This window comes from Desulfuromonas versatilis (genome assembly GCF_019704135.1).
Classification (GTDB): domain Bacteria; phylum Desulfobacterota; class Desulfuromonadia; order Desulfuromonadales; family NIT-T3; genus Desulfuromonas_A; species Desulfuromonas_A versatilis.
In genome coordinates, this window is the sequence record NZ_AP024355.1 from 1299763 (window position 1) to 1323939 (window position 24177).

The following is a 24177-nucleotide window of genomic DNA, read 5'->3' on the forward strand; positions in this document are numbered from 1 at the left end:
TATCATGGTACGGGTAAAGATCTGCGGCATCACCTGCGTCGAGGACGCCCTGCACGCCGCCGCCTGCGGGGCCGACGCGCTGGGTCTGGTTTTTTACCAGAAGAGCCCGCGCTGCGTGACCCCGGGGCAGGCCCGGAAGATCATAGCGGCCCTGCCGCCCTTTATCACCAGTGTCGGGCTGTTCGTCAACGCGCAGCCTGAGAGCATTTCCAGCATCGCCGCGGAATGCGGGCTGGACGTGATCCAACTGCACGGCGACGAACCCCCGGCGGCCTGCAGCTTCCCGCCGCGGCGGGTGGTCAAGGCGCTGCGGGTCAAAGATGCCTCCAGCCTGGCCGGCGCCGAGGCCTATCCGGTTTCGGCCCTGCTGCTCGATGCCTGGGTGGCGGGCGCCTACGGCGGCACCGGGGAGAGCTTCAACTGGCAATTGGCCGCCGAGGCCGCAACTCGCCGCCCGGTGATCCTGGCCGGCGGGCTCAATCCGGACAACATCGCCGCCGCGGTAGCCGCCGTGCGGCCCTACGGCGTCGACGTCTCGAGCGGCGTCGAAGCGTCCCCCGGGCGCAAGGACCCGCAGAAGGTGGCGGCCTTCATCCGCAACGCAAAGCAAGTATCGGAGTTGTAAATGACCTACCGTTTTCCCGATGACAAGGGGCACTTCGGCCAGTTCGGCGGCCGCTACGTGGCAGAAACGCTGATGCCCTCGCTGGTGGAGCTGGAGCAGGCCTACCAGCAGGCTCTGGCCGACCCCGGCTTCCAGCAGGAGGTCGACTACTACCTCAACCACTACGTCGGCCGCCCGAGTCCCCTCTACTACGCCGGTCGGCTGACCGAAAAGCTCGGTGGGGCGCGCATCTATCTCAAGCGTGAGGACCTCAACCACACCGGCGCCCACAAGGTCAACAACACCGTCGGCCAGGTACTGCTGGCGCGGCGGATGGGCAAGAATCGCGTCATCGCCGAAACCGGTGCCGGGCAGCACGGGGTGGCCACCGCCACCGTCGCGGCGCTGTTCGGCATGGAGTGCGAGATCTTCATGGGCAAGGAGGACATTCGCCGTCAGGCCCTCAACGTTTTTCGCATGAAGCTGCTCGGCGCCAAGGTGCACAGCGTCACCAGCGGCACGGCCACCCTCAAGGACGCCATGAACGAGGCCCTGCGCCACTGGGTCACCCACGTGCGCGACACCTTCTACATCATCGGCACCGTCGCCGGCCCCCACCCCTACCCGATGCTGGTGCGCGATTTTCAGGCGGTGATCGGCCGCGAGGCCCGGCAGCAGATCCTCGAGCTCGAGGGGCGCCTGCCCGACGTGGCGGTGGCCTGCATCGGCGGCGGCTCCAACGCCATGGGGCTGTTCTACCCCTTTCTCGAAGACCGCCAGGTGCGCCTGGTGGGAGTCGAGGCGGCCGGGCTCGGCGTCGGCACGGGCAAACACGCGGCGAGCATCAGCGCCGGCTCCGTGGGCGTTCTGCACGGCAACAAGACCTTTCTGCTACAAGACGACGAGGGGCAGATCGAGCATGCCCATTCCATCTCCGCCGGCCTCGACTACCCCGGGGTCGGACCCGAGCATGCCCATCTGCACGAGATCGGCCGGGCCGAGTACGTCTCGGTGACCGATGCCGAGGCGCTCGAGGCCTTTCAATTGCTCACCCGGCAGGAGGGGATCATCCCCGCCCTGGAGAGTTCCCACGCCATCGCCCACGTGGTCAAGCTGGCACCGACCATGGCCAGGGACCAGGTGATCGTGGTCTGCCTTTCCGGCAGGGGCGACAAGGACATCCACACCGTGGCCGAGGCCATGGGCGTGGAATTCTAACATCTGTTCGACGTTCCATGTTCCGCGTTCGATGTTGTATTGACCAGTGTTGAACCGCAGACAACGAACATCGAACCTCGAACCTCGAATGAGGATACAATGAAATTTACCGAACTGGCACTGCCCGAACAGGTCATGCGGGGCATCGAAAACATGGGATTCACCGACCTGACCCCGGTCCAGGAGGAGTCGATCCCCCTGGCCCTGGACGGGCGGGACGTGGCCGCCCAGGCCCAAACCGGCACCGGCAAGACCGCGGCGTTTCTCATCTCCCTGTTCACCCGCCTGCTGAAACAGCCGGCTGAAACCTCCGGGGATCCCCGCGCCCTGATCCTGGCCCCCACCCGGGAGCTGGTCGTGCAGATCTGCGAAGACGCCAAGGGGCTCGGCATCGGCTGCCCCTTCAAGGTTCAGCCGATCTTCGGCGGCGTCGACTACGACAAGCAGCGCCAGGCACTCCAGGCGGGGGTCGATGTCATCGTCGCCACCCCGGGGCGGCTGATCGATTACGCCAAGCAGCGGGTCTTTTCCTTCAAGCGCATCGAGGCGCTGGTGATTGACGAAGCCGACCGCATGTTCGACATGGGCTTCATCCGCGACCTGCGCTACATCCTGCGCAAGCTCCCGCCCTTCGAAAATCGGCAGACCATGCTGTTCTCGGCCACGCTCTCCACCCGGGTCATGGAGCTGGCCTACGAATTCATGGATCTGGCGGAAAAGGTCTCCATCCAGCCCGAGCAGGTGACCGCCGAGCGCGTCGAGCAGATCCTCTACCATGCGGCGCGGCGCGAGAAGTTTCCGCTGCTGCTCGGCCTGATGAAAAAGGAACCCGGCGCCGACCGGGTCCTGGTCTTCGTCAACACCAAGCGCGAAGCCGAGCACCTCACCGAGCGGCTCAAGGCCAACGAGTTCAAGGCTGCGGTAATTTCCGGGGACATCCCCCAGCGCAAGCGGATGCGGATCCTCGACGACTTCAAGGAGGGCAAGCTGCGCTTTCTGGTGGCCACCGACGTGGCCTCGCGGGGAATCCATATCGAGGGGGTCACCCACGTCGTCAATTACGATCTTCCCCAGGATGCCGAAGACTATGTCCACCGCATCGGCCGCACCGCCCGCGCCGGGGCGGTGGGCAAGGCGATCAGCTTCGCCGATGAGGACCTGGTTTTTCACCTGCCGGATATCGAGGAATACATCGGGCGCAAGATCCCCAGCGATTTCCCCCACGAGGACGACCTGGTCTGGGACTACAAACGCACAACTCCCCGCAAAAAGGCCCCCACTCCCGAGAAAAAGGGGGGCGGGGAGAAAAAGCCGGCTCGGCGCCGGCCCCGGCGTCGCTCCCAAGGGGGGCGGGGCCCGGAAAAGGCCTGATACGGGCAGCGGGAGAATCTGACGTGCTGAAAAAACTCGCAGTGCTGCTGGTTCTGCTGGGGGTGGCCTTTGGCGTGATGATGCTGACCACCCGCTCGAGCACCTTCGTCGTCGCCAACTCGCTGGGCTTTGCCCAGTCGCCGGAGCAGATCTGGCCGACCCTGCTGGCCGTGGAAGACTGGCCCCGATGGTGGCCGGGGGTGGAGAAGGCGTGGCTCCCCCAGGGGTGGCAGCGGGGGGCGTCCTTCGAGCTGGAGCTGCGGGGGACCCCGACGGACCAGCCGGCGAGCGTGTCGGCCATGGTCGAGGCCAAGGAGTTGGCCTGGCGCCGCCCCGGGGTGCTGGGCAGCTACACGCTGACCACCTTCAAGCTGGTGAAGATGGCCGAAGGGACGGAAGTTTTCCTGGAGAGCTCGATCCATGGGCCGCAGGCCTTTTTGGCCCGCATCACCGGCCGGGATGAGTTCGGCCAATACCACGACCAGGTTCTGGGAGCGCTCAGGGCCTTTCTGGAGCGCGGGGGAGAAACGGCCCCCGCCGGACTGGAGCAGTAACAGATGCTGGGAGCCGACCTTCCGGGGCTGCGCGACTGTCGAAAATGTTCGAGGCTGGCCGAGTATATCGCCAAGCTGCCGCCCACCGGCGGTCGTACCCGGGAGGCCTATTGGAATGCTCCGGTCCCCGGGTTCGGCGATCCGGCGGCCCGGGTCTGCCTGGTGGGGCTGGCTCCCGGGGCCCATGGGGCCAATCGCACCGGGCGCCCCTTTACCGGGGATGGGGCCGGGGATTTCATGTACCCCCTGCTGCACCGTGCCGGGTTCGCCAGCCAGGCGCAGGCCACCCATGCGGGGGATGGTCTGGAGCTTCGCGACCTGTACATCACCAACGCGGTCAAGTGCGTGCCGCCTGAAAACCGCCCGCGCCCGGACGAGTTCGAAACCTGCCGCCCCTTCCTCCAGCAGGAGCTGGCTGCCCTGGAGAATCTGCGGGTGGTGGTCGCGCTGGGGCAGGGGGCCTTCACCAGTTATCTCCGGCGGCTCAAGCAGCAGGGACAGATCCGGCGCCTTGCCGAACTGCCCTTTGCCCACGGGGCGGTCTATCGGCCGGCTGCGGGCCCCTGGCTGGTGGCCAGCTATCATACCAGCCGCTACAACGTGCAGACCGGGCGGATCACCGAACCGATGTTCCTGGATCTGCTGAACCGCGTGCGGCAGCTTGCCCGGGGAGAAAACGGTTGAAATGCCCCGGGGGTTCGATTAAGATTTCAGGATTCGCATTCGGGGAAGAGCTATGAGTATTGGACGCATCGAGGCGACATTCAAGCGCCTGAAACAATTGGGGGAGGCGGCCCTGATCCCGTTTGTCACAGCGGGTGACCCCAGCCTCGAGCGGACCGAGGAGATCATCCACACGCTGGTCGATGCGGGCGCCGACCTCATCGAGCTCGGTTTTCCGTTTTCCGACCCCATGGCCGACGGGCCCACCATCCAGGCCGCCTCCGAAAGAGCCCTGGCTGCCGGGACCACGCTGCCCGGAATTCTGCAGATGGTCGCGCGGGTCCGGCGGCATACCAACGTTCCCATCATCCTGATGGGTTATTACAACCCGGTGTTTCGCTACGGGGCCGAGCGGTTTGCCAAGGATGCGGCCGCCGCTGGGGTGGATGGCCTGCTGCTGGTCGATCTGCCGCCGGAGGAGGCCGGCGAGATTCACGGCTTTTTGCGGGATGCCGGGGTGAACCTGATTACCCTGCTTTCCCCCACCACCCCGCCGGAGCGGGCCAGCCGGCTGGCCGCGAGCGGGGAGGGGTTTATTTACTATGTCTCCATGACCGGGGTGACCGGAGCCCGCCAGGTCGATGCCGGCGGGATTGAAACCGCGGTTCGCGAGCTCAAAGCCTTCAGCCCGGTTCCCGTGGCGGTTGGCTTCGGTATCTCTACCGCCGCGGACGCCCGGTCCGTCGGGCGTTTCGCCGATGCCGTGGTGGTCGGCAGTGCCCTGGTCAAGGTCATCGAGGCCTACGGCACCTCAGGCGAACTGCTGGTCCAGGTGGGGACATTCGTCCGGGGCCTGAAGAGCGCCGTGCGCGGCCAGGCCGCCTGAACCCCGCTGGCCGGGGGGCTGAGAGCAACTGGCGGGGGCAGGGGGGGCTCGGAGCCGATGCCGGAAGAGAACCGATTGACAGTCAAGGTGCTGGGTTGCTACGGGTCGCGCATGCCCGGCCACCAGACCAGCAGTCTGCTGGTGAACGGCCGCCTGCTGCTGGATTCCGGCACCGCCACCTCGCTGCTGCCCCTGGAGCAGCAGTTGGCCATCGACGATATCCTGCTGACCCATGCTCACCTGGATCATATCGTCGATCTGGCCTTTCTGGCGGACAACGTCATGACTCTGCGCAAAACCCCCTTGCGGGTATGGGGGCCCGAGCAGGTTCTGGAGGCTGTGCAGGAGCACCTGTTCAACGATCGGATCTGGCCTGATTTCACCCGCTTGCCCGGGCCGGACGGTCCCGCTGTGGAACTGGCGCCGCTGGCGGCCGGCCGGGATGCCCGGATCGGCGGCGTCGCTGTTCGCTGGGTGCAAACCAACCACCCGGTGTTTGCCGCCGGCTACTGCCTGAGTCAGGGTGAGTCGGCCGTTCTGTTTTCCGGCGATACCGGTGTGACCGAGGAGCTCTGGGCCATGGGGCGCTGCTGCCCGGGGCTGGCGGCGGCATTCGTGGAAACCACCTTTCCCGACCGCCTGGAGGGTCTGGCCCACGCCAGCGGCCATCTGACTCCGGCCCTGCTGGCCGCCGAATTACGCAAGCTGGATCGCGGCTCTTTGCCGATAAAGATTCTGCACATGAAGCCCCAGTTTCTCGACGAGATCCTGGGGGAGCTTAGCGCCCTGGGCGAGGATCGATTGCAGGTCCTTCGCGGCGGCGAGGAATTTTCCTTCTGAGTGCATTTTTTCTGGAAAAAACGAGGTAACCAAAATGGCCTGGTTCAGAAAATCCAAGGCGCCCATCGCGTCGGCTGACACCAAGAAAATGCAGATGCCCGAAGGCGTCTGGACCAAGTGCAAAAACTGTAATGAAATCATCTATACCAAGGAAATCGAGCGCAATCTCAATGTCTGCCCGAAGTGCGACTACCATTTCCGCATCAGTGCCCGGGCCAGGATCGATCTGATCCTCGACGCCGGCTCCTTTGCCGAACTGGACGCCGAGATGCTGTCGGTGGACTTCCTCGATTTCAAGGACTCCAAGAAATACAAGGACCGGATCAAGGCGGCGGTGAAAAAAAGCGGCCCCGGCGATGCCGTGGTCTGTGGCACCGGAGCCATCAACGGCCTGCCCGTGGTGGTTTCGGTCTTTGATTTCGGCTTCATGGGCGGCAGCATGGGCTCGGTGGTGGGCGAGAAGATCACCCGGGCCATCGAAAAGGGGCTCGAGGATCGGCGCCCGGTCATCGTGTTCTCCTCCTCCGGGGGGGCCCGCATGCAGGAGAGCATCCTGTCGCTGATGCAGATGGCCAAGACCAGCGCAGCCCTGGCCAAGCTCAAGGCCGCCGGCATCCCCTTCATCTCCGTGCTGACCGATCCCACCACCGGCGGGGTCACGGCCAGCTTCGCCATGCTTGGCGACATCAATATGGCCGAACCCCGGGCGCTGATCGGGTTTGCCGGCCCGCGGGTCATCGAGCAGACCATCCGGCAGAAGCTCCCGGACGGGTTTCAGCGCTCCGAATATCTGCTCGAGCACGGCATGGTCGACATGATTGTCCGTCGCCAGGAAATGAAGGCGCGGCTCTCCCAGATCTTGCGGATTTTCACCAAGAGCTGAGCCGTGGGGTACGAGCAGACCCTGGATTACCTCTACGGGCTGCAGCGTTTCGGGATCAAACTCGGGCTCGAGAATATCCGCCTGCTCCTCGAACGCCTGGGGCATCCCGAGAGAGATTTCGGGATCGTGCATGTCGCCGGGACCAACGGCAAGGGGTCCGTCACCGCCTGTCTGGCCGAGATCCTTACCCGGGCCGGTTACCGGACCGGCCACTACAGCTCTCCCCACCTGCATTCCTTCACCGAGCGGATTCGCGTTGACGGCACAGCCATCGCGGAGCCCGAGGTCGTTCGCCTGACCGAGGAGCTCCGCCTGCTGTGCCAGGACATCCCCGTCACCTTCTTCGAGTTCACCACGGCCCTCGCCTTGCTGTACTTCAGTCGGCGGGGAGTCGATTTCGCGGTGCTGGAGGTGGGGATGGGCGGCCGGCTCGATGCCACCAACGTGGTCATGCCTCGCCTGTGCGTGATTACCCCGATCAGCCTCGACCATGCCGAACATCTCGGCGCCGACTTGGTCAGCATCGCTGCGGAAAAGGGGGGGATCATCAAGGACCGGGTGCCGGTAGTGATCGGCCGGCAGGCGCCGGAAGGCCTGCAGGAGCTCCGCCGGTTGGCGCGTGAGCGGCAGGCCTCGACCGTAATTTTCGGTGCGGATTTTTCCGCCGCCGCCGAGCCCGGGGGATTTTCCTACCTGGGGCTCGACGTGCAGCTGAGCGGCCTGCGGCCAGCGCTGGCCGGCGCCCACCAACACGAAAACCTCTCGCTGTCCCTCTGCGCCGCCGAGCTGTTGCGCCGGCAGGGGAGCGCCATCCCCGAGGGGGCGCTGCGGGCCGGAGTGGAGCAGGTCCGCTGGCCCGGCCGGCTCGAATGGTGGCAAGGGCGGCGCGAGGTGCTACTCGACGGTGCGCACAACGAGGGGGGCGCCCGGGCCCTGGCTGCCTATCTGGCCACCCTGGAGATCAGCGGGGTGCGTTGGGTTGTCGGGCTGAAGGCCGACAAGGCCGTCGCTTCGGTGTTGGCCCCGCTGCTCCCCCTGGTGGCGGCCGTGTATTGCACGGTGCCGCCGGTTGATCAGCCCGTCGCGGCCGAGCGGTTGGCCGCCGAGGCCACCGCTGCGGGCAGGCCTGCCAGGGTTTTCGCCTCCCCCGCTGATGCCCTGCAGGCGGCCCTGACCGAGCGCCGCCGGGGAGAGATCGTCTTGGTCGCCGGTTCGCTGTTTCTGGTGGCCGCAGCCCGCGAAGCCCTGTCCGGTATGCTGATCCAGAGCCCCTGAGCCGACCGGCTCGCTCGGCCCCTGGCCTGCTTGGCCACTACATCGTGTGATTTTATGCTGTTTCGACTGCTGACTTTTTTTCTGCTGATCGCCTGCTTCGGTTCCGGCTGTGCCTGGGGGCTCACGCTTGGCTTCGTCCCGCGGGCCAACGCCGTGCTGGTCAACGATCAGCAGGTCCGCAGCCTGCAGGAGTACCTGGAGGCGCGGCTCGAGGAGCCCGTCGATCTGCAGATCTTCGCCGATGGTGAAAAGCTGCGCGAATGGATCAGCCGCCACCGCCAGATTGACTTGGCGGTATTTCCCGAGGCGGTTTTTTCCGCCAGCCCGGCGGGAGAGGTTTTACCTCTCTGTCAACTGAGACGGCTCGCGGATGAGGGCTCGGGGGAGGTTGATCATCTGGTGGCGAGGCAGGGACTTGGCGCCGAATCCCTGGAGCGGCTTCGCCTGCTCCCCGGGGTGCTGGGCGTTGACGAGTCGGGGCTGGCCGGCCGGTCCGACGCCCCAGCCGCGCCTGCGGAAGCTACGCCCGCCGTCGAAACCCAGCCCGGAGCCGGACCGGAACCGACTCCGGAAGTTTCCGGCCAACCGGCCCCAACCGCCCCGCCCCAGTCTTCCATCCCGGCTCTGCCCGGGGAGGGGCTTAAAGACCTGGGAGAGTTCTCTCCCGTATCCCTCGAGGCCGACCAGCTCGACTTCGACCAGGCCAACAACCTCTATCGGGCCGCCGGTCAGGTCAGGTTGCGTAAGGGGGGCGTGACCCTTACCTCCGATTCAGTCACCTGGGACGACGCCAGCGGGGTCGCCACCGCCGAGGGGAACGTGCTGATCACCGAACCCTCGGGAACCATGGAGGGGGAGCGGGTCGCCATCAATCTGGGCGAAGACCGCGGCCGGGTCATCAATGGCAGGATCCTGCTGCGCGAGAACAATTTTCACATTGCCGGGGCCGAAATCGAAAAACTCGGAGAGCAGACCTACCAGGTGAAAGACGGCAGCTTCACCACCTGCGATGGCGAAACACCCAGCTGGAAATTCGGTGCCGGCCGCCTCGACGTCACTCTGGGCGAGTATGCCAAGGCCCGGCATGTGGTCTTCTATCTGCACGAACTGCCGGTTTTCTACCTGCCCTACCTGATCTATCCTGTGAAGACCGAACGTGAATCCGGGCTGCTGATGCCCCGCTACGGTTACTCGGACAATCGCGGTCTCCAACTCTCGCTGGCCTATTACCAGGTGATCGACCGCAACATGGACGCCACCTTCTACCTGGACTACCTTTCGGAACTCGGGGTGGGGACCGGACTGGAATACCGCTATATTTTCGGCGAAGATACCGCGGGTGAGGCGACCGCCTACCATGTTGCCGGCACCAGCGGAGAGGACGACCGTTATGCCCTGAACTGGAACCACAGCGGCCTGCTGCCGGGCCGGGTGCGGATGGCCGCTGATGTTGAATACGTAAGCAGCCGGGATTATTTCGAGGATTTCGGCGAGGTTTCCGGGGAGTACAACAAGGACAAGGCCCAGTCGGTGCTTTACCTGAGCCGCAATTGGGACAAATCCCACCTCGGAGGGCAGCTCAAGTACACCAAGGACCTCGAAGGGGACAACGACCTGACCCTGCAGCGCCTTCCGGAGGTGCGTTTCAACCTGCTGCGCCAGCGGATTGCCGACAGCCCCCTGTTTTACGAGGTGGAGAATTCCTACACCTACTTCTGGCGCCAGGGGGGAGTCAAGGGGCAGCGACTGAGCGTGCGGCCTGCCCTGGCTGCGGTTTTCCAACCCGGGGGCATGCTGGGGATCGAGCCTGAGATCGGTTACCGGCAGCGTTTTTACACGACTTCCCACGATGGCCCCGGCGAGGAGCAGGAAGGAATCTTCGATTTCACCACCCGTATCTCCACCCAACTCGAAAGAATCTACAACCGCCCTGGAAAGCGGATCGAGAAGATTCGCCACAGCCTGGTTCCGGAGGTGGTTTACAGCTACATCCCCGACGAGGACCAGAGTCACCTCCCCCAGTTCGATGCCGAGGACGGCATCGGTCCCGACAATTCCATCGAGTACGCCCTGACCAACCGCTTTACCGCCCGGCTCGAACCGGAAAACGGGGAGTTCGCCTACCACGAATTTCTCTACCTGCGCCTGTCGCAGGAGTACGACATCGGCGAGAGCCGCCGCGACGTCCTCGATCCGTCGGATCAGCGTCGCCCGTTTTCCGACCTGCGTACCGAATTGATTCTGCGGCCGACCCGCTGGAGTTATCTCGACCTGGACAGCAGCTACGACATATTCTATGCCCGAGACGGTTTTTCCGCCTTCAACCTGGGAGGGGGAATCCAGGATGGCGCCGGCAACGGACTCAGCCTGGATTACCGCTACGCCCGCGATGCCCAGGAATATTTTGCCGGGGCCGTGGACACCTCCTGGCTCAAACCGGTCTATCTCAACTATCAGCACCGCTACGATTTTACCGACAGCAAAACCCTCGAGCAGGTGCTGAACCTGGAATACCGGGCGCAGTGCTGGAGCCTTTTTCTCACCCTGCGCGACCGGCTCGACGACCAGGAATACCTGGTTTCCTTCGCTCTGTCGGGGCTCGGACGGGTCGCCAAGCTTGGCGGAAGTCTTGGCACCACGGCCGATTGAGGCTCTTCCAAGGTACAGCCCCCAACCCGCTTCTCTCCTCCGCACCCTGCCTTGCTCCTGTCCGACCCACGGCCGCCACCAGTCCAGCCCCCTTCTTCGTGGAAGTATTTTTTCATGAAAAAAGCAAACTAATGGTTGATTAATGTCTTAAGGGGTGGTAATAAAAACCGATCAATGCATGGCGAGCAGAGTATGCAGCAAGGTATTTCAATCAGTTAAATGAACAAGGAGGAAAAAAGATGAAAAAAATGCTTTACCTCGCTATTATCGTGCTGGCAATCTGCGTCAGCCAGCCCGCGAACCTATTTGCCGCAGCCACCGCGGCGGCCGGCCAGGAGCAGACGCTGGTCAGAGTCAATCTCAACCAAGCGACTCTCCAGGAACTGCAGACGCTGCCCGGAATCGGCAAAGTTACTGCCGAGCGGATCCTTGAATATCGCGCGCAGAAGCAGAGCTTCGCAACTGCCGAAGAGATCATGGCGGTCAAAGGGGTCGGCAAAAAGACCTTCGAAAAAATACAGAATCTCATTTACGTGGAATAGCCCCTGGGGAGAGTCGGCTGGTGACCGGGTCCGAAAGGGGCGCAGTAATGCCGGGAGCCCAGCATGTCGGAGCCGGAAAAGGCGGCATCTCCAAGGAAAATTCCCCTATTGCCCCTGCTGATCGTCCTGCTGTTGCTGGCCGTGGCGGTATTCGGGGATAAGGGACTGGTTCAGGTGATAAAGCTCAACAGCCAGAGGGCTGCTCTCGAGGATGAGATCCGTCGCCTGGAGGATGCCAACCAGGCCTTGCGGGAAGAAATCCAGGCCCTGCGCTCCGACCATCGTCGCCTGGAGGCCATCGCCCGCAGGGAATTCGGCATGGTCCGCGAGGATGAGTTGATTTATCAGTTCCGCACCCAGGAAAAGCGCCCGGCGGAACAGGGCGCCGTCGTGCCGCCCGAAGAACTCCAGGGCGGCCCGGACCTCGCCCCGGCCCCAGCCCAGTAGCCGATCAGACCGTTCGCTGTTCGCCTTGCCAGCCCCGGGAAAATAAGCCCGGGGCTGATTTATTTCCGGCTTTCGGGTTTTCTTGACAGCCCGCTCAGCGAAGGGCTAACATACAGCCCTCCTTTTTTGCCAGGCCAGAATGGAGAATGTCCAGTGAGCCCCTGGGCCTGCCGACCCCTCGCGCCGTCGGCCTGGCGAGGCATCCGTCGTGAACCGCTCAGTACGGGGGAATCGCAGGATTGTTGGGACTTCAGTCGGCATCTTGGATTGCGGTCCTCATTCCTCAATGGCCCCCGGCACGAAAATTCCCAAGGAAGACCGAACATCCATGAAAGAACGCCTCAAACTGCACATCCATCGTGCCCTGGAGATCTGCTACCGCGAAGGGTCGCTCGATTCGGGCACCTTCCCCGAATTCACCCTGGAGGTTCCCGCCCACCCCGAACATGGTGATTTTGCCACCAACCTGGCAATGGTCCTGGCCCGCGCGGAAAAGAAGGCGCCACGAAAAATTGCCGAGGCCCTCATCGCCGCCCTGGGTGAAAGCGACGGCCTCTGGCGAGAGGTTTCGATCGCCGGTCCGGGTTTCATCAATTTCTTTCTCACCAACCGCTGCTGGTACGGTGTGCTGGACGAGGTCGTACGCAGTGGCGAGAGTTACGGCCGCAGCAAAAATGGCGCCGGGGTCAAGGTGCAGGTCGAATTTGTCAGCGCCAACCCTACCGGCCCCCTGCACATCGGCCATGGTCGCGGTGCCGCGACCGGTGACGCCGTTGCCGCCCTGCTCGAGGCCGCCGGCTACGAGGTGCAGCGCGAATACTACGTCAACGATGCCGGCAACCAGGTGGCCATGCTCGGCCGCTCCATCTGGGTGCGCTGTCGGGAACTGCAGGGCGAAACCCTGCCGTTTCCGGAGGACGGCTACAAGGGCGACTACGTGCGGGACATCGCCCGCTCGCTGCTCGCCGAGGGCCAGGCCGAACTGGCAGGGCTCGACGAGGCGCAGGCCATCGCCCTGTGCAGCGATTACGGCGTGCGGAAAATGACCGAGTGGATCGACGGCGACCTGCGCGAGTTCGGGGTGCATTTCGACAACTGGTACAGCGAGCGCACCCTCTATCAGCGCGACCTGGTCACCAAGGAACTGGGCAAGCTGCGGGAACGGGACCTGACCTTCGAGCAGGATGGCGCCCTGTGGCTGCGCACCACCGATTTCGGCGACGACAAAGACCGCGTTTTGCTGCGTTCCGGGGGCGAGCCGACCTATTTCGCTTCCGACGTTGCCTACCATATCGAAAAATTCGAGCGGGGCTTTGACAAGGTCATCGACGTCTGGGGCGCCGATCACCACGGATATGTGCCGCGCATGAAGGCGATGCTGGCCGGCCTCGGCCATCAGCCCGATGACCTCGAGGTGCTGATGATTCAGATGGTCAACCTGCTGCGGGACGGGCAGCCGGTAACCATGGGCAAGCGCTCCGGCGAGTTCGTGACCCTGCGCGAAGTCATCGACGAAGTGGGGCGGGATGCCTGCCGCTTCTTTTTCCTGACCCGGCGCTCGGACAGCCAACTCGATTTCGACCTGGCGCTGGCCAAGAAGCAGAGCAACGAAAACCCCGTGTTTTATGTCCAGTATGCCCATGCCCGGGTCTGCAGCATCAACCGCAATGCCGCCGACCAGGGAGTGCAGGCGCCGGCCATGGGCGAGGTCGATTTCGACCGCCTGGTTCTCGAGGAAGAACTGGCTCTGGCCAAGCTGCTGGCCCGTTACCCCGAGGTGGTGGAAGGGGCGGCCCGGGTGCTGGAGCCGCACCGTATCACCTTCTACCTGCAGGAGTTGGCCGCCCAGTTCCACAGCTACTACAACCGCCAGCGGGTTTTGAGCGATGACCTGGAAACCAGCCGCGCCCGGCTTTACCTGGTCAACAGTATCCGTATCGTCCTGAAAAACGCACTGCTTCTGCTGGGGGTTTCGGCACCGGAGCAAATGTAGCGGGGAGGCTTTGGCATGGTTCGACAAGTGGTGACCCGGACCGAGCGCCGGATGGAGAAGAAGCAGGCCCTGGTCCTGCTGTTCCTGGTTCTTGGAGTGTCCCTGGTGAGCTTCGTGCTGGGGGTGATGGTTGGGCGCGGCGGCTCGGACCAGCCGGCGCCCGTTGCGGTCGCCGAGGAGCGCAAGCCGGTGCCCATTGCCGCCGAGCCCCCGCCGGCGCCCCCCGCCGACCCGGCGACCCCGCCGGCTGAAGCAGCTGCGGCCGCGGAGGCCCCTGCGCCGGCCGCTGAAAAAGGGGCGTTGACCTTCTTCGACACCCTTCCCAAGGGGGAGCAGACCCCGCTGGGCAGCGGCATCAACCGCCCGCCAGAGACCAAACCCGCCGAGGAAGCCCCTGCCGCGGCGGCCACCGGCTCCCAGCCGGCCAAGGCCGAAACCCGTCCCGCCCCCGCCGTTGTCGAGACTCCCTCAGCCCCTGCAGCGGCCATGCCCGCGGCCAGCGCCCAGGGCGCCTACGTGGTGCAGGTGGCCTCCTTCAAGGACGCTGCCGACGCCCAGGGGCTGAGCGGCAAGCTCGTCGCCAAGGGCTACCAGGCGTTCACCCAGCAGGCGGACCTCGGCGACAAGGGGGTCTGGCATCGGGTCATGGTCGGCCCCTTTGCCGACAGCCAGGCCGCGGGCCAGGTCGTGGACCGGCTCAAGGCCCAGGAGAAGCTCTCCGGCCTGGTGAAGAAGCGTTGAGCGGGCCCAAGGCGGAAATCACCTCGGTCCTGGTCACCGGAGGTGCCGGCTTCATCGGCTCCCACCTCTGCCAGGAACTGCTGCGGCTGGGACGCAGGGTGGTGATCCTCGACAACCTGAACGAGTTTTATGCCTCTTCGCTCAAGTTGGCCAACCTCGCCGCGGTGCGCGCCTCGGCCGCTGCCGGAAGACTGGCGGTGCTCAAGGGGGACATCCGCTCGGCGGCGGATCTCGAACGGGCCTTCCGCGCCCTGGGGGACCCACAGCAGGGTGCCGTTGTCCACCTGGCCGCCATGGCCGGGGTGCGACCCTCCATCGAGCAGCCGCAGCTCTATCACGATGTCAACATCGGCGGCACCCTGCAGGTGCTCGAGGCCTGTCGCCGCTTCGGGGTGATGCGGCTGGTCTTCGCCTCCTCCTCTTCGGTGTACGGCAACAATGAAAAGGTGCCTTTTGCCGAGAGCGATGCCGTCGACTACCCCATCTCTCCCTATGCCGCGACCAAGAAGGCTGGGGAGCTGCTCTGCCACAACTACCATCACCTCTACGATATCTCCGTGGCCTGTCTGCGCTTTTTCACGGTCTACGGTCCCCGCCAGCGCCCGGACCTGGCCATTCACAAGTTCGCCCGGCTGATGCGGGCTGGCAAGCCCATTCCCTTTTTCGGCGACGGCACCACCCGGCGCGACTATACCTACATCACCGACACCCTGCAGGGGGTGACCGGCGCGCTGGAATGGCTGTCAGGGCAATCCCGCCCGGGCTACGAGATCTTCAACCTCGGTGAATCGCGCACCGTGGATCTCTCCACCCTGGTGCGGCTGCTCGGTGAGGCACTCGGTTGCCGACCCGCTCTCGAGCGTCTGCCCATGCAGCCGGGGGATGTCGAGCGCACCTTTGCGGATATCTCCAAGGCCCGTGCCACGCTCGGTTATGACCCACAGGTGGCCATTGAGGAGGGGATTGGGCGGTTTGTCGACTGGTTCCGGAACCAGGGGTGAAACAGGCCAAAAAAAAATCTTGACATTTGTAGCCGAAGTAGATAAATTCCGGGCTCCGTGACGCGGGGTGGAGCAGTCTGGTAGCTCGTCGGGCTCATAACCCGAAGGTCGGAGGTTCAAATCCTTCCCCCGCAACCAAAGCAAATCGGGTCCTGCAATCTGGACCGTTCAAATATAGCAGTCTTCGGCGGTGTAGCTCAGTTGGTTAGAGCATGCGGCTCATATCCGCAGTGTCCGGAGTTCGAATCTCTGCACCGCCACCATTTTTCCATAAACCCTCTCCGGAATCCGGAGGGGGTTTTTGTTTTCTCGCTCCCTGCACCCTTGCCAAGAGTCTCCCATGCAGGATGATCTGCTCAGCGACCTCGAAAAGCTCAGTCTGTTTCACCCCGGCGACCGGGTGCTGGTGGCTGTCTCCGGCGGCGCCGACTCGGTAGTTCTGCTGCACCTGCTGCTCGAGCTTTCCCGACGGGTCCCCCTGGTGCTCCAGGCGGCCCACCTTGATCACGGGATGCGGCCGGAGAGCGCGCAGGACGCCGCCTTCGTTGGACGGCTTTGCCAGAAATGGGGGGTGGCACTTGCCTCGGGCAGTGAGGATGTCCCGGCCCTCGCCCGGCAGGCGGGGGGCGGGCTCGAGGATGCGGCGCGCCAGGCCCGGCGGCGTTTTCTATGCGAGACGGCAGAGCGCAGCGGTTGCGGGTGGATCGCCCTGGGGCAGCACCGGGATGACCAGGCCGAGACCTTCCTGCACCGGCTGCTCAGGGGCTCCGGGACCGGCGGATTGGCCGCCATGCGTCAGCAATCCCCCCCCTTCGTCCGTCCCCTGCTGCATTTCGAGCGCAGCCGGCTGCGCGCCTATCTTCGCCAGAGGGAGATCCCCTTTGTCGAGGACCCAAGCAATGCCGACCCGCGGTTTACCCGCAACCGGATTCGTCATGACCTGCTGCCCCGGCTGCGGGAGTTCAACCCCCGCATCGAGGAGCAACTGGCCGACCTCTGCGCCAGTCTCGCCCTGGAGGAAGATTTCTGGCGTCGGCAGGAGGAGCCGGCGCTGGCCGCTCTCGCGATGGAGGTAGACGGCGGGCTGGCCCTGGACCATGGGGGCCTGCTCGAGCTGCACCCCGCCCTGAGGCCGCGGGTGCTGCGCGGGGCCATCGCCAGGGTGCGCGGGGGCCTGACGGGGATTTCCAGGCGCCACATCGAGGCGCTCGACGGTCTGCTGCTGGGCGATGCCCCCCAGGCCGAGGCACATCTCCCCGGGCTGTGGGCCGGGCGCCGTTATGACCGTTTGCTGCTTCGTCGGCAGCCGCCCGCCATCGAGGAGGATTTTTCCCTGCAGATCAGCGGGCCCGGAGTCTACCTGCTCCCCCAGGGGCGGGTCATGACCGTGAGTATCGAAACCGACGCCCGGGGGGAGGGGCCTTTGGCGGTTGAGTTCGCCGCAGACCGGGTGGGGTTCCCGCTGGTGGTGCGCAATTTCCGTCCCGGAGACCGGTTTCGCCCGGCGGGGGGACGGGGAGAGAAGAAGCTGAAGGACTTTTACATCGACGCCAAGCTCGAGCGGGAGCGGCGGGCCGCGCTGCCGCTGGTGGTCGGCCGCGAGGTCCTTTGGGTGGTGGGGATCAGGCGTTGTGACGGCATGCGGCCCGAACCGGGCGGCGGGAAGGTCCTGCGGATGGTCGTAACCCAGCAGAATTTGACGAGAATTGGGTTGTGAATTGGGGGGCTTTGTGGTAAATTTCCGGGTGATTCCAAGGGGCCGAAGCAGGTTCACCCGAGCCTGGCTGTCGGCAAAAAAACCAAGAATTCAGGGGGTAAAGTGAACCAGTTCTATAAAAACCTGGCTCTCTGGCTGGTCATCTCGCTGGTGATGATTCTGCTTTTCAACATGATGACCCAGAAAGAGCGGGACCATAAGCCGATCAGCTATACGGCGTTTCTCGAGGCTGTCGAGCGCGGGGATGTGCGGGAAGTCACCGTGCAGGGGTCCAACATCGATGGCAAGTACAAAGACGACACCATGTTCAAAACCTTTGCTCCCGATGATCCCGGCCTGATCGCCGAACTGCGGGGCAAGGGGGTGGCCATCCAGGCCAAACCTGCCGAGGATCGCAGCTTCTGGTTCACCCTGCTGGTTTCCTGGGGGCCGATCCTGCTGTTGATCGGGGTCTGGATCTTCTTCATGCGCCAGATGCAGTCCGGCGGCGGCAAGGCCATGAGCTTCGGCAAGAGCAAGGCCAAGCTGCTCTCCGAAACCCAGGGGCAGGTCACCTTCAACGACGTGGCCGGCATCGACGAGGCCAAGGAGGAACTCGAGGAGATCGTCTCCTTCCTCAAGGATCCCAAGAAATTCTCCCGGCTCGGCGGGCATATTCCCAAGGGGGTGCTGCTGGTCGGCTCTCCCGGTACCGGCAAAACCCTGCTGGCGCGCGCCATCGCCGGCGAGGCCGGGGTGCCGTTCTTCTCCATCTCCGGTTCCGACTTCGTCGAGATGTTCGTCGGGGTCGGTGCCAGCCGCGTGCGCGACCTGTTCGTGCAGGGCAAGAAGAACGCTCCCTGCATCATCTTCATCGATGAGATCGACGCTGTCGGCCGCCACCGAGGCGCCGGCCTGGGCGGCGGCCACGACGAGCGCGAGCAGACCCTCAATCAGCTGCTGGTGGAGATGGACGGCTTCGAATCCAACGAAGGGGTCATTTTGATCGCCGCCACCAACCGCCCCGACGTGCTTGATCCGGCGCTGCTGCGCCCCGGGCGTTTCGACCGCCAGGTGGTGGTGCCCCGCCCCGACATCAAGGGGCGCACCAAGATCCTCAAGGTTCATGCCCGCAAGGTACCCCTGGCCGAGAACGTCGACCTCGAGGTGGTGGCCAAGGGGACGCCAGGCTTCTCCGGCGCCGACCTGGCCAACCTGGTCAACGAGGCCGCCCTGCTGGCGGCCCGGGCCAACAAGGACAAGGTCGACATGGACGACCTCGAGGCGGCCAAGGACAAGGTTATGATGGGCGCCGAGCGCCGTTCCATGGTGATCACCGAAAAGGAGAAGAAGGTGACCGCCTACCACGAGGCGGGCCATGCGCTGGTTGCCCTGATGATCCCCGGCGCCGACCCCGTGCACAAGGTCTCCATCATCCCCCGGGGCCGGGCCATGGGCGTGACCATGTACCTGCCCGAGGAGGAAAAGTACAACGAGACCAAGGAGGGGCTGGAGACCATCATCTGCACCCTGATGGGCGGCCGGGTGGCCGAGGAGATCACCTTCCGCAGCATCACCAGCGGCGCCAGCAACGATATCGAGCGGGCCACCAACATCGCCCGGCGCATGGTCTGCGAATGGGGGATGAGCGAGAAACTCGGGCCGCTGGCCTTCGGCGAGAAAGAGGGCGAGGTCTTCCTCGGGCGCGACATGGGGCACGTGAAAAACTACAGCGAGGCCACCGCCATCGAGATCGACAACGAGATCCGGCGCCTGGTGCAGCAAAACTACGACCGCACCAAGGGGATCCTGGAAAAAAACAAGGACCACCTGGGGGCCATTGCCGAGGCCCTGCTGGAGAGGGAAACCCTTGACGGCGCAGAGATCCGCCAGATGGTGTTTGGTGCCGCGGGTGCCGATGCCCCCGCGGGGAAGGGCGAAACCGTGTCGCCTTCAGCCGGCCCCTGCATCGAGGAGTCGGCTCCCCTGGAGAGCTAAATGGCACACCCGCCCCGCCTACTCTGGGTCGAAAGCGAAATCGATATCCGCCGTGAGCTGCTGGCGGTGGGCATGGACGCCGGCGGGGCGGATCGGCTGGCGCGCGAGGCCGGCAGTCGCATGCTCAAGCTCAGCGGGGTCCCCTGCGAGGCTCTTGCCTCCCTGAAGGAGGAATTCGCCGCCCTGGGGGGGCGGATGGGGGCCGCCCGGGGCGGTATGGTCTGTGCCGTGGCCGAAAGCGACGTGATCCTGTCGGGCTCCCTGGCCTGCCTGGGCGATTTCAGCAGGAAATTGGCCAGCGGCAATCCTGCCCTGGCCGACATCGGGGCGCGGATCGGCAGTCTGCTCGAGGTGCTTGAACATCCGCCCAGAGTCCTTAGGGGGCGCACCTGCCAGCTTGAGCTGAATCGGCCGCTGATCATGGGGATCTTGAATGTCACTCCGGATTCGTTTTCCGACGGGGGCGCCTTCAATTCCGTGGAGCGGGCGCTGCAGCGGGCGCGGGAGCTAGCTGCCGAAGGAGCCGACCTGATCGACGTGGGCGGGGAGAGCACCCGTCCCGGCGCGGCCCGGGTCGCCGACGACGTGGAGATCTCCCGGGTGGTCCCGGTGATCCGGGCGCTGCGGGACGAACTCGATCTGCCCCTCTCGGTGGACACCCGCAAGAGCCGGGTGGCCGAGGAGGCCCTGGCCGCCGGCGCGGAGTTTATCAACGACATCAGCGGGCTGGAACACGACCCCAGGATGGTGAAGGTTGCAGCCGCACAGGGGGCCGGGCTGTTTCTGATGCACGCCCGGGGCGAGCCCGAAACCATGCAGCGGGACACCCGCTATGGCGACCTGGTCGGGGAGATCCTCGGCAGTCTGCGCCGCTCTCTGGATACCGCTCTGGGCGAGGGGATCGCACCATCCCGCCTGGCGGTCGACCCGGGGATCGGGTTCGGCAAGAGCGCCGAGGGAAACCTGGAAATTCTGCGGCGGCTGAACGAATTTCGCTGCCTGGGCCGCCCCATTCTGCTGGGGACCTCGCGCAAGAGTTTTATCGGCAAGGTGCTTGGGCAGTCCGATCCCCAGGGGCGCCTGCACGGCTCCAATGCCACCGTGGCCCTGGGCGTGGCCCGTGGTGCCCAGATCTTCAGGGTGCATGATGTCGGCCCCGCCCGCGAGGCGGCCCTGATGGCCTGGGCGATCTGTCATGGAGCCCGATAACCCATCCCGTTTTTTCTAAACCTTTCCAGTGTGACGTTGGCGGCATGCTCGATTTTCTAAAAAATTTCAGGTGGTTGCTCGACCTCCTCGATATCGGGCTCGTCGCCTTCATCATTTATCGGATCATCTTGCTGATCAAGGGGACCCGGGCGGTGCAGATGCTGCTTGGCCTTGCGGTCATCCTGATCGTCTATGTGGCCTCGCAGCTGGGCGGACTCTATACGCTGCACTGGCTGCTCGACAATTTCCTCTCCTCGATCATCCTGGTCATTGTCGTGCTGTTCCAGAACGACATCCGCCGGGCCCTCATCCATGTGGGACGCAATCCGTTCTTCGCCGATCTCTCCTACAAGGAGGAGACCGAGGTCATGGAAGAACTGGTCAAGGCCTGCGTCAGCATGGCCAACAAGCGTATCGGCGCCCTGATCGTCATCGAGCGGGAGACCGGCCTGAAGGATTTTCTCGAGGTCGGCGTGGAGATCGACGCCAAGGTCTCTTCCGATCTGATCACTTCGATCTTCTTGCCCTTTTCGCCGATCCATGACGGTGCCCTGGTCATTCAACAGGGGCGGCTCAAGCGCGCCGGCTGCTTTTTGCCCCTGTCCCAGAACCCCGACATCAGCAAGACCCTCGGCACCCGGCATCGGGCCGCCATCGGCCTGACCGAACTGGTGGATGCGGTGGCCATCGTCGTTTCCGAGGAGACCGGCAAGATTTCCGTGGTGGTCGGCGGGCGGATCACCCGCGATCTTGACTCCACCTCGTTGAAGCGGGTGCTCAAGCGCCTGCTGGAACCCCGGCTGAGCAAAAAGAAAAAGTAGCCATGTTCAAGACGCTGACGGAAAACTGGGTCGCAAAACTGCTCTCCTTCATCTTTGCGGTGATCCTCTGGTTCTTTGTGATGGGAGAGCAGAAGCTCGAGGTCGGCTATGCGGTCCCCCTGGAGTTGAGGAACATGCCCTCGGGGATGATGGTGGCCAACGAAGTGCCCAGCCTGGTGGATGTGCGGATCAGCGGTCCGCGCACCCTGCTGGTGAATCTGCGTCCATCAGACATCAGCCTCGCTGTCGATCTCAAGGACCTGCAACCGGGGCTGACCTCCTTCAAGCGCCTCGAGGAGCGGCTCAATATCCCCAGTGCCCTCAAGGTGACCCGGCTTTCCCCTTCCTTCGTCGACGTGAAACTGGAGCGCATCCAGGAGAAGAAGGTGCCCGTCCGTGTCGAGCTCTCGGGCCTGCCGGCGGAAGGCTTCCAGGTGGGCGCGGTCAAGGCCAATCCCGTCCAGGTCCTGGTGCAGGGAGCGGAAAGCGAGCTGAAAAACGTCAGCGAGGTGGTCACCGAGCCGGTCGATCTCGAGGGGGTCAAGCAGAGCTTTACCATGATCGTCCCCATCAACTACCGGGGAAAGTACACCAACCTCAAAGACCAGAAAACCGTCGACGTCGGGGTCGCCATCGAAGAAATGCCCCAACCCGAGGCGGAAACCAACTCCGGGAGCAGTCAGCAATGAAGAAAAAACTGTTCGGCACCGACGGTGTCCGCGGTGTCGCCAATATCTACCCCATGACCACCGAGATGGCCCTGCAACTCGGGCGCACCGCGGCCTACCTGTGCAAAAAGGGCGACAAGCGCCATCGCATCGTGATCGGCAAGGACACCAGGCTCTCCGGCTACATGCTGGAAAACGCCCTGGTGGCCGGGATCTGCTCCATGGGGGTCGACGTGCTGCTGGTCGGTCCGCTGCCGACCCCGGGGATCGCCTTCATCACCGCCTCGATGCGCGCCGACGCCGGGGTGGTGATCTCCGCCTCACACAACCCCTACCAGGACAACGGCATCAAATTTTTCTCCCGCGACGGCTTCAAGCTGCCCGACGAGGTGGAGTACAAGATGGAGGAGCTGATTTTCTCCAAGAAGATCGACTCGCTGCGCCCCATCGCCTCGGAGGTCGGCAAGGCCTTCCGCATCGACGACGCCCAGGGGCGCTACGTGGTCTTTCTGAAAAACTCCTTCCCCAGGGACCTCGACCTGAACGGGCTCAAGATCGTGCTGGACTGCGCCAACGGCGCGGCCTACAAGGTCGCCCCCGCGGTGCTCACCGAGCTGGGCGCCGAGGTCATCCCCATCGGCGTTTCGCCCAACGGCACCAATATCAACGCCGGCAGCGGTTCGCTTCACCCGCAGGTGATCGCCGAGGCGGTGCAGCAGCACCGCGCCCACCTGGGCATTGCCCTCGACGGTGACGCCGACCGGGTGATCTTCGTCGACGAATTCGGCAACCAGGTCGACGGCGACCACATCATGGCGATCTGCGCCACCGACCTGCTGGCCAAGGGGCAGCTCAATAAAAAGACCCTGGTGGCGACGGTGATGAGCAATATGGGCCTCGACATCGCCATCAAGAAGGCCGGCGGCCAGGTGGTCAAGACCGCCGTGGGCGATCGCTACGTGGTCGAGGAGATGCTCAAGCACGGCTACAACCTCGGCGGCGAGCAGTCCGGGCATATGATTTTCCTCGACCACAACACCACCGGCGACGGCATGATCAGCGCCCTGCAGGTGCTGGCGATCATGCAGCGCACCGGCAAGCCCCTGTCGGAACTGGCCGAGGTGATGATCGCCCTGCCCCAGGTGCTGCTCAATGTACGCGTCGAAAAGCGCCGGGAGCTCGAGGAGGTTCCCGCGGTGCAGAAAGCGATCGCCGACGCCGAGCAGAAGCTGGGGGAAACCGGCCGGGTGCTGATCCGCTATTCGGGGACCGAGCCGCTGCTGCGCATCATGCTCGAGGGGCAGGACAAGTACCAGATCACCGAAATGGCACACAACATCGGCGAGGCCATCGAGCAGCACCTCGGCGGCAAGCGGGAGGCTAAGTGAGCATGGCCAGGCTGGGAGTCAACGTCGATCATGTCGCCACGGTGCGCCAGGCCCGGGGCACCAGCGAGCCCGACCCGGTGACCGCCGCCGCCCTGGCCGAACTGGCCGGCGCCGAAGGGATCACCGTGCATCTGCGCGAGGATCGCCGCCATATCCAGGATCGCGACGTGGAGCTGCTGGCCCGCACGGTCAAAACCCGGCTCAATCTGGAGATGGCCGCCACCGACGAAATGGTGGAGATCGCCCTGCGCGTCAAGCCGCATTGCGTCTGCCTGGTGCCCGAGAAGCGCCAGGAGCTGACCACCGAGGGGGGGCTCGATGTGCTGGGTAACCGCGATCTGCTCACCCGCCAGGTGGGCCGGCTGGTGCAGGGGGGGATCTGCGTCAGCCTGTTCGTCGATCCCGACCGGGCGCAGATCGAGGCCGCCCGGCAGGTCGGCGCCGACTACATCGAGATTCATACTGGCACTTACTGTGAAGCCGCCGGCCCTGTCGCCCGCCAGCTCGAACTGGACAAGATCGAGGCCGCCATCCAGGCCGGTCACCAGTTGGGGCTGGGGGTCAACGCCGGCCACGGCCTCGACTACCGCAACATCGCCCCGGTGCTGGCGCTGGGCGGGGTGGAGGAGTTCAACATCGGCCACAGCATCATCTCCCGCGCCGTCCTGGTCGGCCTGGAGCGGGCGGTGCGCGAGATGGTTACCCTGGTCAAGGGGGGCTGAGCTTGTCT

Annotated in this window: 22 protein-coding genes and 2 tRNA genes; all 24 read left to right on the forward strand. The window is 64.5% G+C overall.

Annotated features, from left to right (window positions below):
* Positions 1–4 precede the first annotated feature (4 nt).
* The 24 genes from DESUT3_RS05815 (at position 5) to DESUT3_RS05930 (ending at position 24169) form a co-directional block, all read left to right on the forward strand.
* Positions 5–625: a phosphoribosylanthranilate isomerase gene (locus tag DESUT3_RS05815; RefSeq protein ID WP_221251499.1), complete on the forward strand. Its 621-nt coding sequence runs from the start codon at positions 5–7 to the stop codon at positions 623–625.
* Positions 626–1822: a tryptophan synthase subunit beta gene (gene trpB / locus DESUT3_RS05820; RefSeq protein WP_221251500.1), complete on the forward strand. Its 1197-nt coding sequence runs from the start codon at positions 626–628 to the stop codon at positions 1820–1822.
* 99 nt (positions 1823–1921) lie between these two features.
* Complete coding sequence (locus DESUT3_RS05825; protein WP_221251501.1) at positions 1922–3193, forward strand: DEAD/DEAH box helicase; 1272 nt, start codon at positions 1922–1924, stop codon at positions 3191–3193.
* A 23-nt stretch (positions 3194–3216) separates the two neighbouring features.
* Complete coding sequence (locus DESUT3_RS05830; RefSeq protein WP_221251502.1) at positions 3217–3747, forward strand: SRPBCC family protein; 531 nt, start codon at positions 3217–3219, stop codon at positions 3745–3747.
* 3 nt (positions 3748–3750) lie between these two features.
* Complete coding sequence (locus tag DESUT3_RS05835) at positions 3751–4431, forward strand: uracil-DNA glycosylase (protein WP_221251503.1); 681 nt, start codon at positions 3751–3753, stop codon at positions 4429–4431.
* Positions 4432–4489: 58 nt separating this feature from the next.
* Entirely contained in the window at positions 4490–5296 is an 807-nt protein-coding gene (gene trpA / locus DESUT3_RS05840) for a tryptophan synthase subunit alpha (protein WP_404827033.1), read from the forward strand.
* A gap of 57 nt (positions 5297–5353) precedes the next feature.
* Positions 5354–6136: a 3',5'-cyclic-nucleotide phosphodiesterase gene (locus tag DESUT3_RS05845; RefSeq protein ID WP_221251505.1), complete on the forward strand. Its 783-nt coding sequence runs from the start codon at positions 5354–5356 to the stop codon at positions 6134–6136.
* A 34-nt stretch (positions 6137–6170) separates the two neighbouring features.
* The gene (gene accD / locus DESUT3_RS05850) at positions 6171–7019 is read left to right on the forward strand and encodes an acetyl-CoA carboxylase, carboxyltransferase subunit beta (protein WP_221251506.1); all 849 of its coding nucleotides are present in this window, start codon (positions 6171–6173) and stop codon (positions 7017–7019) included.
* Between the two features lie 3 nt (positions 7020–7022).
* On the forward strand, positions 7023–8294 hold the full coding sequence (locus DESUT3_RS05855) for a bifunctional folylpolyglutamate synthase/dihydrofolate synthase (protein WP_221251507.1): 1272 nt from the start codon (positions 7023–7025) through the stop codon (positions 8292–8294).
* Between the two features lie 54 nt (positions 8295–8348).
* Complete coding sequence (locus tag DESUT3_RS05860; RefSeq protein ID WP_221251508.1) at positions 8349–10943, forward strand: LPS-assembly protein LptD; 2595 nt, start codon at positions 8349–8351, stop codon at positions 10941–10943.
* A gap of 239 nt (positions 10944–11182) precedes the next feature.
* Positions 11183–11485: a ComEA family DNA-binding protein gene (locus DESUT3_RS05865; RefSeq protein WP_221251509.1), complete on the forward strand. Its 303-nt coding sequence runs from the start codon at positions 11183–11185 to the stop codon at positions 11483–11485.
* 108 nt (positions 11486–11593) lie between these two features.
* Entirely contained in the window at positions 11594–11932 is a 339-nt protein-coding gene (locus DESUT3_RS05870) for an FtsB family cell division protein (protein ID WP_221251510.1), read from the forward strand.
* A 328-nt stretch (positions 11933–12260) separates the two neighbouring features.
* A complete protein-coding gene (argS, locus tag DESUT3_RS05875; RefSeq protein WP_221251511.1) occupies positions 12261–13925 on the forward strand; it encodes an arginine--tRNA ligase in 1665 nt (554 codons plus the stop codon).
* Positions 13926–13940: 15 nt separating this feature from the next.
* Entirely contained in the window at positions 13941–14666 is a 726-nt protein-coding gene (locus DESUT3_RS05880) for an SPOR domain-containing protein (RefSeq protein ID WP_221251512.1), read from the forward strand.
* Complete coding sequence (locus DESUT3_RS05885) at positions 14663–15667, forward strand: SDR family NAD(P)-dependent oxidoreductase (protein WP_225911634.1); 1005 nt, start codon at positions 14663–14665, stop codon at positions 15665–15667. The genes DESUT3_RS05880 and DESUT3_RS05885 overlap by 4 nt, the downstream gene beginning before the upstream one ends.
* Positions 15668–15728: 61 nt before the next feature.
* Positions 15729–15805 (forward strand) — tRNA-Met (locus tag DESUT3_RS05890).
* A gap of 48 nt (positions 15806–15853) precedes the next feature.
* Positions 15854–15930 (forward strand) — tRNA-Met (locus tag DESUT3_RS05895).
* A gap of 77 nt (positions 15931–16007) precedes the next feature.
* Complete coding sequence (gene tilS, locus DESUT3_RS05900) at positions 16008–17384, forward strand: tRNA lysidine(34) synthetase TilS (RefSeq protein WP_221251513.1); 1377 nt, start codon at positions 16008–16010, stop codon at positions 17382–17384.
* A gap of 102 nt (positions 17385–17486) precedes the next feature.
* Positions 17487–19361: an ATP-dependent zinc metalloprotease FtsH gene (gene ftsH / locus DESUT3_RS05905; RefSeq protein WP_221251514.1), complete on the forward strand. Its 1875-nt coding sequence runs from the start codon at positions 17487–17489 to the stop codon at positions 19359–19361.
* Positions 19362–20570: a dihydropteroate synthase gene (folP, locus tag DESUT3_RS05910; RefSeq protein ID WP_225911635.1), complete on the forward strand. Its 1209-nt coding sequence runs from the start codon at positions 19362–19364 to the stop codon at positions 20568–20570.
* A gap of 44 nt (positions 20571–20614) precedes the next feature.
* Complete coding sequence (gene cdaA, locus DESUT3_RS05915) at positions 20615–21391, forward strand: diadenylate cyclase CdaA (protein ID WP_221251515.1); 777 nt, start codon at positions 20615–20617, stop codon at positions 21389–21391.
* A 2-nt stretch (positions 21392–21393) separates the two neighbouring features.
* The gene (locus DESUT3_RS05920) at positions 21394–22080 is read left to right on the forward strand and encodes a CdaR family protein (RefSeq protein ID WP_221251516.1); all 687 of its coding nucleotides are present in this window, start codon (positions 21394–21396) and stop codon (positions 22078–22080) included.
* Positions 22077–23447, forward strand: coding sequence for a phosphoglucosamine mutase (gene glmM, locus DESUT3_RS05925; RefSeq protein WP_221251517.1), 1371 nt, complete (start codon positions 22077–22079; stop codon positions 23445–23447). The genes DESUT3_RS05920 and glmM overlap by 4 nt, the downstream gene beginning before the upstream one ends.
* Positions 23448–23449: 2 nt before the next feature.
* Entirely contained in the window at positions 23450–24169 is a 720-nt protein-coding gene (locus tag DESUT3_RS05930; RefSeq protein ID WP_221251518.1) for a pyridoxine 5'-phosphate synthase, read from the forward strand.
* The last annotated feature ends 8 nt before the right edge of the window (positions 24170–24177 follow it).

Excerpts from the sequence above, each read along its gene's own strand:
- DESUT3_RS05865 (WP_221251509.1), top strand. The coding sequence starts at position 11,183 with ATGAAAAAAATGCTTTACCTCGCTATTATCGTGCTGGCAATCTGCGTC.
- argS (WP_221251511.1), top strand. The coding sequence starts at position 12,261 with ATGAAAGAACGCCTCAAACTGCACATCCATCGTGCCCTGGAGATCTGC.
- DESUT3_RS05920 (WP_221251516.1), top strand. The coding sequence starts at position 21,394 with ATGTTCAAGACGCTGACGGAAAACTGGGTCGCAAAACTGCTCTCCTTC.
- accD (WP_221251506.1), top strand. The coding sequence starts at position 6,171 with ATGGCCTGGTTCAGAAAATCCAAGGCGCCCATCGCGTCGGCTGACACC.
- folP (WP_225911635.1), top strand. The coding sequence starts at position 19,362 with ATGGCACACCCGCCCCGCCTACTCTGGGTCGAAAGCGAAATCGATATC.
- DESUT3_RS05835 (WP_221251503.1), top strand. The coding sequence starts at position 3,751 with ATGCTGGGAGCCGACCTTCCGGGGCTGCGCGACTGTCGAAAATGTTCG.
- tilS (WP_221251513.1), top strand. The coding sequence starts at position 16,008 with ATGCAGGATGATCTGCTCAGCGACCTCGAAAAGCTCAGTCTGTTTCAC.
- DESUT3_RS05860 (WP_221251508.1), top strand. The coding sequence starts at position 8,349 with ATGCTGTTTCGACTGCTGACTTTTTTTCTGCTGATCGCCTGCTTCGGT.
- DESUT3_RS05880 (WP_221251512.1), top strand. The coding sequence starts at position 13,941 with ATGGTTCGACAAGTGGTGACCCGGACCGAGCGCCGGATGGAGAAGAAG.
- DESUT3_RS05815 (WP_221251499.1), top strand. The coding sequence starts at position 5 with ATGGTACGGGTAAAGATCTGCGGCATCACCTGCGTCGAGGACGCCCTG.
- DESUT3_RS05930 (WP_221251518.1), top strand. The coding sequence starts at position 23,450 with ATGGCCAGGCTGGGAGTCAACGTCGATCATGTCGCCACGGTGCGCCAG.
- cdaA (WP_221251515.1), top strand. The coding sequence starts at position 20,615 with ATGCTCGATTTTCTAAAAAATTTCAGGTGGTTGCTCGACCTCCTCGAT.
- DESUT3_RS05825 (WP_221251501.1), top strand. The coding sequence starts at position 1,922 with ATGAAATTTACCGAACTGGCACTGCCCGAACAGGTCATGCGGGGCATC.
- trpB (WP_221251500.1), top strand. The coding sequence starts at position 626 with ATGACCTACCGTTTTCCCGATGACAAGGGGCACTTCGGCCAGTTCGGC.
- DESUT3_RS05845 (WP_221251505.1), top strand. The coding sequence starts at position 5,354 with ATGCCGGAAGAGAACCGATTGACAGTCAAGGTGCTGGGTTGCTACGGG.
- glmM (WP_221251517.1), top strand. The coding sequence starts at position 22,077 with ATGAAGAAAAAACTGTTCGGCACCGACGGTGTCCGCGGTGTCGCCAAT.